The sequence below is a fragment of the Halomonas sp. AOP43-A1-21 genome (assembly GCF_052376775.1).
GTDB lineage: Bacteria > Pseudomonadota > Gammaproteobacteria > Pseudomonadales > Halomonadaceae > Vreelandella > Vreelandella colorata.
This window is the reverse complement of sequence record NZ_JBQSWC010000041.1, coordinates 22,961-32,374: the sequence shown is the minus strand read 5'-3', so window position 1 is coordinate 32,374 and position 9,414 is coordinate 22,961. Positions and strand designations below refer to the sequence as shown.

General features: G+C 48.0%; 8 protein-coding genes and 4 pseudogenes. 8 read left to right on the top strand and 4 right to left on the bottom strand.

Annotated elements, in window-relative coordinates:
• Positions 1 to 23: 23 nt before the first annotated feature.
• A pseudogene (locus tag ACT3R7_RS18650) lies at positions 24 to 613 on the top strand (fructosamine kinase family protein); the annotation flags it as partial.
• A gap of 467 nt (positions 614 to 1,080) precedes the next feature.
• Positions 1,081 to 1,326, top strand: coding sequence for an AAA family ATPase (locus tag ACT3R7_RS18645; protein WP_226912223.1), 246 nt, complete (start codon positions 1,081 to 1,083; stop codon positions 1,324 to 1,326).
• A gap of 7 nt (positions 1,327 to 1,333) precedes the next feature.
• Here the strand turns inward: ACT3R7_RS18645 and ACT3R7_RS18640 are convergent.
• Positions 1,334 to 1,483 (bottom strand): annotated as a pseudogene (locus tag ACT3R7_RS18640) (transposase); the annotation flags it as partial.
• A 1,316-nt stretch (positions 1,484 to 2,799) separates the two neighbouring features.
• On the opposite strand from ACT3R7_RS18640, the gene mobI reads away from it, so the two are divergent.
• A complete protein-coding gene (mobI, locus tag ACT3R7_RS18635; RefSeq protein ID WP_444614919.1) occupies positions 2,800 to 3,282 on the top strand; it encodes a conjugative transfer protein MobI(A/C) in 483 nt (160 codons plus the stop codon).
• On the opposite strand, the gene ACT3R7_RS18630 is transcribed toward mobI, so the two are convergent.
• Positions 3,268 to 3,474: a hypothetical protein gene (locus ACT3R7_RS18630; RefSeq protein WP_193057314.1), complete on the bottom strand. Its 207-nt coding sequence runs from the start codon at positions 3,472 to 3,474 to the stop codon at positions 3,268 to 3,270. The genes mobI and ACT3R7_RS18630 overlap by 15 nt on opposite strands.
• 171 nt (positions 3,475 to 3,645) lie before the next feature.
• Here ACT3R7_RS18630 and ACT3R7_RS18625 point away from each other — a divergent pair.
• The 5 genes from ACT3R7_RS18625 (at position 3,646) to ACT3R7_RS18605 (ending at position 7,916) form a co-directional block, all read left to right on the top strand.
• Positions 3,646 to 4,733 (top strand): IS3 family transposase gene (locus tag ACT3R7_RS18625; protein ID WP_192536156.1). Its coding sequence is split into 2 segments (ribosomal slippage): positions 3,646 to 3,901 and positions 3,901 to 4,733, totalling 1,089 coding nucleotides; the frame shifts between segments, so codons are not numbered across the junction.
• A gap of 613 nt (positions 4,734 to 5,346) precedes the next feature.
• Entirely contained in the window at positions 5,347 to 5,652 is a 306-nt protein-coding gene (locus ACT3R7_RS18620; protein ID WP_192536157.1) for a hypothetical protein, read from the top strand.
• Positions 5,653 to 5,707: 55 nt separating this feature from the next.
• Positions 5,708 to 5,908 (top strand): zinc ribbon domain-containing protein, encoded by a 201-nt coding sequence (locus ACT3R7_RS18615; protein ID WP_192536203.1) that lies wholly within the window; start codon positions 5,708 to 5,710, stop codon positions 5,906 to 5,908.
• Between the two features lie 303 nt (positions 5,909 to 6,211).
• Positions 6,212 to 6,772 carry a hypothetical protein gene (locus ACT3R7_RS18610; RefSeq protein ID WP_192536158.1) on the top strand — a complete coding sequence of 187 codons (561 nt, stop codon included), beginning with the start codon at positions 6,212 to 6,214 and terminating at the stop codon, positions 6,770 to 6,772.
• Positions 6,773 to 6,794: 22 nt separating this feature from the next.
• On the top strand, positions 6,795 to 7,916 hold the full coding sequence (locus ACT3R7_RS18605) for an IS5 family transposase (protein ID WP_192536159.1): 1,122 nt from the start codon (positions 6,795 to 6,797) through the stop codon (positions 7,914 to 7,916).
• A gap of 121 nt (positions 7,917 to 8,037) precedes the next feature.
• Here the strand turns inward: ACT3R7_RS18605 and ACT3R7_RS18600 are convergent.
• A pseudogene (locus tag ACT3R7_RS18600) lies at positions 8,038 to 8,318 on the bottom strand (integrase core domain-containing protein); the annotation flags it as partial.
• A gap of 16 nt (positions 8,319 to 8,334) precedes the next feature.
• Positions 8,335 to 9,396: pseudogene (locus ACT3R7_RS18595) on the bottom strand (IS110 family transposase).
• Positions 9,397 to 9,414 lie beyond the last annotated feature (18 nt).

Below are 9,414 nucleotides of genomic sequence, written 5' to 3'. Positions count from 1 at the left end.
CGGTGATTGCCTAGCAGGGAGAATGGCTGGTGATGGAGGCGTTGGAAACAATACCGCACCGCCATAGTGATAAGTCAGCACTGGGTGAGGGACTGCGTAAGCTGCATGAGATGACAGGGGACGAGCACGGCTGGTTCCGAGATAACGCCTGTGGGAAAACACCCTAGCCAAGGATGGCCGCGCTTTTCAGCGAGAGCGGCGTTTGTTACCGCTCATCAACGCCTGTTGTTCTAAAGGGCTGTTAAACAACGGTTTACGTCACCGCCTTGAAGCGTTAGCCCATGGGGTAGAACGCTGGCTGCCGGATGTTTCGCCGACTTTGGTGCATGGTGATTTGTGGTCGGGCAATGTGCTGTTCACGCCCCAAGGCCCCGCGATCATTGCCCCTGTGGTTTACTGCCACTTCCCTGAGGTGGATCTGGCGATGTTGACCCTATTCGGCTCGCCCAGTACTGCTTTCTTTGAGGCGTACTAGAATGGCAATGCACCTGATGAGTGGCCAAGCCGAGAGGCGCTTTTTCAGCTTTACCCGCTACGGAATCATTTGCTTTTGTTTGGAGGCAGCTACCGACCTGCCATAGAGCGTGTGTTAGCAAGACTGAAAGCTTATTGAGCGGAGTGCTGGCAACTGGTTCGTCGCTATTCACGCCCTTTATTCATTGGTACTGAAAAGTCAGTGGCGGTGATTTTTCAGCTTACGAAACACTGCATACGCACCTGCGCAGATAGTCCCAATCATGATGAACAGGATTGGAGAGATACCCAAAAAGAACTGCATGTTATTGCTCATAGTGAATTGCCTCTGACGTGGAGTAGGAATGCGGTTTAGTTTTGGGTAATCAGCGTAGCACTTGACTCCCCTCCCTTCAGTGCTGTCGCGCTTCAGAATCAGAGCCCTCAGGCTGTTACTTTAGCACTAATGGTTTAAGCAGCAACATCAACGCCGCAATCAATATCCGTAAGCTAATAGCAGAAAGCCGCATAAGCAGTCACCTGCCTATGCGGTGGCACAAGCGGCAAGCCAAAGTGACTTAAACGCGGTGTGAGCTGAGAAGATATCTTTCTACTCGAGAGGTCAGCATGGCAACCGATCCACACCTCAGGCTTCCGATAGGTATCCAAACCTTCTCGACAATCCGCGAGGGAGGTTACTACTATGTCGACAAGACACCGGTGATCGAGCGCTTGGTCTCCCAGAACAAGTTCTACTTCCTGTCTCGCCCGCGGCGCTTCGGCAAGAGCCTGCTGCTCGACACCCTGCGCTGCTTGTTCGAAGGCCGTCAATCGTTGTTCGAGAGATTATACCTCCATGATCGCTGGGGCTGACAGAGGGGGGTACGCTCATGCCACCAAACTTGCTACGCCATAGATAGTAACTGGCTTCTGAGAAACCGTGCCGACGGCAGAGCTCCTTGATGGGCAGCCCCGCTTCGGCTTCGCCAAGGAACCCAATGATCTGTTCTTCGCTGAAACGCTTCTTCATGTCCAATCTCCTTACGCATAGGATCGGACTCTAAAGTGTAGCGCTACTCAATCTGGGGGTGACGTCGTCTATACCAAGCTTTAAAGCGGAAAAAAGCAAACGAATGATTATTCCTTTAAGCGCCCCTAATTAAAGCATTACTACGGAATTTAAAATTATAAATCACATGTTTTTTAGAGAATATATACATCTAAAACAAATCTCCTTTTAATTATATGACCTAAAAAAGCGTCTCCTTTTAAAAACTCTATGGAAAGTAACGATAAAACATTTAGCACTTACTAGGACTAGGCTTAACCCCTTATATCAACAAGGCCAAAAAACTCTCAATGCATAAAATTATAAAAATATAAAACGTATCTTTTTCAAGTTAGCATTAGCCCCGATCAGCATCACTTTCTATACAGAGTCCTATCAAGGATAAAAACTGATGAAGATCGCCTAAAATAACTTCTTAGGATAAATGACATGTTGGTAATTTTTATTTATTCTACTATCTACGAAGACAACCCATTTGATAATATTTTAAGAACGTCTAACCATTACTTTAAATTTTACATCTTTTCTACTCAGCGCTTCTCTAATGATAGTCCGGCAACTTCATCTACTGTTCTTAAAGATGCACCCCGACCAAGATATAAAATATAACTATAAAAACAAGAAAATTACTAACATAGAACTAAATAGGCTAAAAAAAGATTCAATCCTTCTTTACCGTTAGTTATAAAAACAAGATTTATCATTCTAGTAAAATTACAAAAAATCGTACGCATGATAAAATAATATTTTGGATGGAATTACAAATTATTAGCATTCGATTTATATTAAAAAAACACAGAAATACTTAAAAAAATATTAATCTGAACAAATCTTACTACACGAATTTAAAACTGTCATAAATCAACATTTTATTACGAATAATAAGTCGCTTGTCGTAGCCCCGTAGTGAGAACTGGTTTTAAACCGCTCTACCTTTTATACTGGTCTACAAACCTAAACTTACTACCTGTAAATCAATTGGTTTTAAAATATAAACTTGTTTGGTGTAAACCAAAATTGGTCTACAAAAGTGAATTTGTCATTCGTAAACCAATAGAAAAATAACTATTGATCTACGACTACTAACTTTCCGCTTTTTGAGAAAACCTACAGACATCAACTTCATTTTTGTAAACCAATATCTAGAAGTCTCAAAAAAATTGCTATCTTCCTTATTGACCTATGATCATCAACTTCTATATTGTAGACCAAATTTTGGTTTACAAAATTGTAGACCAATATATAATTATTGGTTTACTAGGGTACGTAGGTTATCTATGGATATTATAAAATCTGCTGAGAAAACACATTCGGAATTGTACAGCATGCGCGATTCACTAGCGGCTGAGCTAGATCGCATACGCAATCATGCTCAAATAATTTGTGATTTGCATTGGGAGAATGTCCGAGAAGAAGCAGGTCGACGTGCGCCACGCTTTATAACTCGCATACGTGTCACAACAGGATCGCTTCAATGCCAGTGGCTGCGAGCCGGTGGCAAGCCACCTTCTGAGCCAGGGGGTAGAATTATGGCGACACTGGTGCCAAAGGGTACTAGCCGCTTCAATCCACGATACAAACAATCCGCATTTAATTCGGCCGAACCGTGGGAACGTGAAATAATAGATGAAACAGAAATCAACTATGCAATGTTGCGGGAGCGCTACATGGCCATATCTAAAATTAAAAATGATTTAGATAAAACTATAGGTTTAACTAAAAAGAGTTTTGAGCGTATAGGTTTTCTATGGGATCAATAGCGAGAAATAATTCCATTGCGTATGGAATTGCCGTGCATTCGCGATTTCATCAATTCTGTGCAATGCACCAAACCATGCCACTTTTTTCCGGACCCAGCTCGCTGCCACTGCTGTTTGTTGTGCTTTCTTGAGGTGTCCGGGATATTCAACCAGAACAGTATTAAACAAATCGACGATGTTTTGCTGTTCCATATTATTTAAAAACTTCCGTAGGAATATCAATTCATTATGAGTAATCTCTAAATGAAGAATCTAGACACACAGGAATACAGTACTGGTTATTAGAGTGCTACGGTAATCCCCCCGAAAACTAATCGCGTTGATAAGTGGAATTTTGTAACCTGAAAAAACAGGAGATTTCACATGCGCAAATCACGTTTTACTGACAGCCAGATCATGGCGATTTTGAAGCAGGCTGAGTCTGGTTTGCCTGTCCCTGAACTGTGTCGCGAGCACGGCATGAGCAGCGCCTCATTTTATAAATGGCGCTCCAAGTACGGTGGTATGGACACGTCCATGATGAAGCGCCTCAAGGAGTTGGAAGACGAGAACCAGCGCCTCAAGAAGATGTATGCCGAAGAGCGGTTGAAGGCAGAGTTGCGCCAGGAAGCCCTCGAGGGAAAGTGGTAAAGCCATCTCAACGCCGCGAGATGGCAAAGAATGTCGTTGAGGCCGGTTGCTGCAGTATTCGGCTGGCCTGTCAGGTTTTCGGGATCAGTGAAACCTGTTACCGCTATCAGGCGAAGCTGAGCCATGAGAACGCTGTTATCGCTGACTGGCTGGTGCACCTGACCCACAATCAGCGTAACTGGGGCTTTGGACTGTGTTACTTGTATCTGCGCAACGTGAAAGGCTTTCGCTGGAACCATAAGCGCATCTACCGAATTTACCGGGCATTGGAGCTGAACTTACGCATCAAGCCAAAAAAACGATTGGTGCGTGACAAGCCAGCGCCATTGGTCGTATCCGCTGCTCTAAACGACTGTTGGTCGATGGACTTCATGCATGATCAGTTGGCCGATGGCCGAACGTATCGGTTGTTCAACGTGATCGATGATTACAACCGGGAAGGCCTGATCATCGATGCTGACTTCTCTCTGCCAGCAGAGCGCGTGATACGCTCCTTAAACCAGTTGATCGAATGGCGTGGTCGGCCCAAGGCCATTCGATGCGACAACGGCCCGGAATACATCAGTGGCAAACTAACCCGTTGGGCGAAGCAAAACGGCATTGAGCTGCTGTACATTCAACCTGGCAAGCCACAGCAGAATGCCTACATCGAACGCTACAACCGAACAGTCCGTTATGATTGGCTGAGCCATTATCTGTTCGACTCAATCGCTGAAGTACAGGATTTTGCCACACGCTGGCTCTGGACGTACAACCACGAGCGACCGAACATGGCATTGGGTGGGATAACACCGAAACAGAAGGTGGCCATGGCTGCCTAACCAACTCTACTTATCGCCCCGGTTATAAATGGGGGGATTACCCTACAATATCAATAACCGGTGTATTTTACAAACGTTCTTTTTTCATTAGTTGGATTTAACGGCATCAGTGATAATCAGCATATTGAAATCAAATTTCTATGCACTGCAATTAGGCAAAGAATCTCTTTTAGTAGCGTAGCGTGGCTTTTATTAATTTCTTTTTTTCCGCAGTAATGCACTTTTTTACTTATATTTTATTTGCTAACCACTTATTGTCGATTTTAAATTTCAAAAATAAACCGTAACGGTATTAATTATTGCAGTAAGTGTAGGGGCAGTTTCTATCATCGGTTTAGAGGCGTTTACATATTCTTCGATCATCCAGAAAAATCAGGCACTCGACAATGTGAACCAAACCCTCCTGGCGCGGGCAGAACAGCAAGGAATTCCCAACGCCAACGCTGATCTGAACAAGCTCGGTAGAACGTGCGCTATAAGCTGGCGATGCAGGTGCGTGAGGCCGAAGAGTGCAGAACGCGGGGTCCCTCCCTAAATTCTCGCCCGTGTATCCCTCGGTGGCTGGCAGCATTTCGAACGGCAAGGGCTGTATTAGCAAGATAGGAGAACAACGATGCAATGTTCATGCGGCGCAAGCGCTGATCTAAGCACACAAGTTAACCAGAAATGCGATGCAGAGCTTCGCTACTGCGCCTGCGAAAAGTGCGGGACCATCAGCGAAGCGGTACTGGTGTTACACGGGCACGATGTGTGCTGGGACGTGACAGGGGATGCCGTGGCAAGGCGTTGGTTCAGTACGCTCACGCCAGAGAGTGCCGAAGAGCTATTTCAGTCGGTGACAGCGCTACAAAACGTCCTGCTGGGTGATAGCGACGACGACTCAGGCGATCTGCACACCCAATTCAGCTTTACTTTTTGAAAGTAAAAGCCGCATGCTGGCCAACCACATTGTCGATGCCAGCTGAAGCAGGCGAATCGAAAATCTGGCATACAAGGCAAGGGCGGAGGGTAAGCAGCTGGTCAACATTGATCAGGAGTTTTCCATCTCGAAAACCTACGTGAGCTGTGGGCATAAGGTTGAGAAAATGCCTATCGACACTAGTCGCAGGGATTGCCCTTGCTATGGTAACCGAGGTGTTGATCGAAACCTCGATGCCGCCCGCAATATCTTATAAGCAAGCACCGCGATGTTAGCTTGTGCCAAGAGTTTAAATATCATACCGAGGAGCACTCGAAAATATCCGCCTGTGGAGTTTGAATAAAATCGGCAATGCCAAGGCATTGAAGGCAACTGACAACGAAGCAGGAACCAGGAAGGTAACAACCAGGGAATCCCCCACTATCATCTCTAATTTCGTGGTCGGGGCATGCCAAATCCGCCACTGTACCACTTAAGCCGTACTAATTAAATTTTGGTAATCGCATTGCTGAGTTAACATATTGGTATGACTTGGGCTCATTACCTCAGTACTAGAGAAATGAAGAAAACGTTCACCCTCGCATCTTCATTAACAGCCCTCACCTTCTTAGCGGGCTGTGCTGGCATACCCAGCGTACCTATGGGGGATCCTAATTACAGCGAAAGCAACAGCCGAGCCTACAACCTCGCTATGGTGGGTGGTCTACATGAAGCACGGGATACAAAGCAAGGTGAAGACGAATACAGCTCGATGATGAGCGACCTATCGAGTGATGCTGGCACGGCGCGATCGCTCTCAAGCTCTGCTGGTTTTGGTTTATCAGGTGGAGCGTCACTGGGGCTTGGCCTAGCGTCGGCGCTGCTATCTGGCCCTGGCATGATGCAACTTGATAGGGCGTTTGCATTTGTCCCAACTAGTGAAGCCAATAGCCCTGAACATGCAACTGAAGTTATTCGCAATCGCTTCTATGAGGCTGTACAAAGCTTGACCGACAATAGCAACTTCCTCATGTACTATAAAGAAAGTGACAAAAATATCCATTACTCTCGCCAGCACAATCTTTTCGCCATTGCCTTAGAGGGTGTTTACATAAAGTACTATAATGATCGTTGTTACTAACTCTGAATCTGGAGCAGCTATCATGGTACGCCGCAAGAAGGTTCAGCCTGAGCACTATCCGATCCTATGTGAGATTGTCACCGACAAACCGATGGCAACGCTCGTTGAAATTCGCGATTCGTTTACTGCCAAGACCGGTATCTCATTGTATATCGAAACCTTAAGGATGGCGCTTAAGGAGGCGGGCATCACCCGGCATAAGGGAGTTCCCGAGAAATCTGGTGATCAACGTGATCAGCCACCCGAGGTAGAATCACCTCCTCGTTACGGCTATCAGGATCGTCACCGACAGCAGGCACCAGAACAGCGCTACCCAAGCTGCCTGACCGATGCAGAATGGGCATTGATTGCGGATATCTTCGATACCGATGGTCATCGTGGCAAGCCGCCTAGTTACCCCCGACGCTTACTGGTCGATGCTTGCTGTTATGTGGTTCGTAGTGGTTGTTCGTGGCGGATGTTGCCTCAAGACTTTCCACCTTGGCAAAACGTGTACCGCACCTTTCGGCGCTGGAGCGAGCAGGGCAAATTTGAGCAAATGAACGACCGATTGCGCGCTCAATGGCGAGAGCGTGAAGGGCGTGACAAGATGCCAAGCGCTGCTGTACTTGACGCCCAATCAACACGTCATTCTCCCCAAGGCGGGGCCAGCGGCTATGATGCTGGCAAGAAGGTCAAAGGCCGGAAACGACACGTTCTTGTTGATACGCTAGGCCTTGTGTTGGCGGTGAGTGTGACGGCAGCAAGTGTGCAAGACCGCGATGGGGCGCACCCTGTTATGGCCAATGGAATCGAAAAGTATTCTGGGATATCAACAGTTTTTGTTGATAGTGGTTATGCAGGACGCTGTGCGCAGACGATCAACCAGCAGCATGGTGTTGAGGTAGAGGTCGTGCGTCATCCTGGCAATACTAATGTTGGCTGGTGGAAGACGCCCAACCAGCAAGACCTTTTCACAAAGCAACCGGATGCCAAGGGATTTACTATCCTGCCGAAAAGATGGGTCGTAGAACGTACCCATGCATGGATCGAAAAGGCACGCCGACTGGTAATGCACCATGATCGAAGTATTCAGGTATCCGAAGCTTGGGTGTGGCTGGCGGCAAGCCGACAATTACTCAACCGATTAACTCACCCGTCCTGATATTTAGTAAACACCCTCTTAGTGAATAAAGAGTTAGCCCGATTCCAGCAGAACAGCCCCCTGGCAAAGATCTTTGTGTGTAGTGGTCAACTAATACCGGACATTAATTAAATTTTTGAATTCAGGATTTAAGGTTTTTCTCAGCCACCACGGGAGGCAGGCCATCGTTAAACGAGTGAGGGCGCTGCTGGTTGTAGTAACCCATCAGATAGCTACTAACGTCTTTCTTGGCCTCAGGTAGATTTCGATATCCCCACGCCGGTATCCACTCTGATTTCAGGCTCCGGAACAGCCTTTCCGTCGGCGAGTGTCCCAGCAGTTGCCACGTCGGCTCATGCTTTGTTTCATTCTATAGCGCCAAAGTCGTTGGCGGAACTTGCGGCTTGCATATTGACTGCCCTGGACGCCCTTCTAAGTGTCAAGTGGCGATTTGCGTCTGATTGATATCCCGATGACGGCTACGCAGCACATAATAGAGCTCATAGCGTTTCAGGCATCGGATGGCTTCCAGCTTGGAGTGGCCCTCTCCCACCCGCCATGCCTGCGTATCGGCATCCAGACGTAGCCGCCTGATGGCGATGATATACAGCGCACTATTGGCAGCGCGATCGCCACCCCGGTTGAGCCGGTGCCGCTGCGTCTTACCTGACGAGGCAGGAATAGGACTAATGCCACAAAGCGCCGCAAAGCTGGCTTCTGAGCCAAGGCGGTCCGGATTATCGCCTGCCATGATCAGTAGCTGTGGGGCCGTCTCGTAGCCTACTGCTGTTCGAGACACCAACTTTGGTGCCAGCTCATCGACGATAGCTTTGATCATGACCTACAAATCGGCAAGCTCGTCGTGCAGTTCCAGGTAGCGGCGTGCGAGGGATTTTAGGGCGATGCGGTAAGCCATCGTGACATCCCGGTACCCGTTCAAATCGGGACGCCATGCCGCCAGCGTCCGAAGCAACTGTATTCGCGCCATGTTCCTCGACAGATCGCGCAGCTCCCCTGGTGCCGAGACCACTTGAGTCTGGATCATCTGGAGGGCCACACGGCGAGCCGCGACCGCAGTTTTTCGGCAAACCTTCTGGACACGTAAGGACTCGATCATTCCGACACGTGTCTTCGGGGTGACAGTGCGAATACCCACATAGGCCGCATGAGCGGCATTCTCTGCATCGATTGCGTCATCCTTGCCGCGCTTGCGCCGTACGGTCTTATCGAGTGTCGTGACTTCCAAGATAGTGATGCCTGTGCGCTGTCAGTAGCGCAGCAGGCCGGCTCCATAGGTACCGGTGCATTCGATTCCCACCCGGCTGAGATCGCCGAAGGAGCACATCCAGGTCAGCATAGTCTTGTAGCCATGCCGGGTGGTAGGAAAGCTGGTGGTGCCAAGCACACGGTCATGGACATCCACGACGGCGGCTACATGCAGCTCTTTGTGGGTATCAACACCGCCGATAATGAAGGAGCGATCACTGGGTTGCTGACTCATAGTGGATCTCCAAGCTAT

What these genes read in the sequence shown, in the direction of transcription:
- ACT3R7_RS18645 (WP_226912223.1), top strand. Translation starts at nt 1,081, where the DNA reads ATGGCAACCGATCCACACCTCAGGCTTCCGATAGGTATCCAAACCTTC.
- mobI (WP_444614919.1), top strand. Translation starts at nt 2,800, where the DNA reads ATGGATATTATAAAATCTGCTGAGAAAACACATTCGGAATTGTACAGC.
- ACT3R7_RS18630 (WP_193057314.1), bottom strand. Translation starts at nt 3,474, where the DNA reads ATGGAACAGCAAAACATCGTCGATTTGTTTAATACTGTTCTGGTTGAA.
- ACT3R7_RS18620 (WP_192536157.1), top strand. Translation starts at nt 5,347, where the DNA reads ATGCAATGTTCATGCGGCGCAAGCGCTGATCTAAGCACACAAGTTAAC.
- ACT3R7_RS18610 (WP_192536158.1), top strand. Translation starts at nt 6,212, where the DNA reads ATGAAGAAAACGTTCACCCTCGCATCTTCATTAACAGCCCTCACCTTC.
- ACT3R7_RS18605 (WP_192536159.1), top strand. Translation starts at nt 6,795, where the DNA reads ATGGTACGCCGCAAGAAGGTTCAGCCTGAGCACTATCCGATCCTATGT.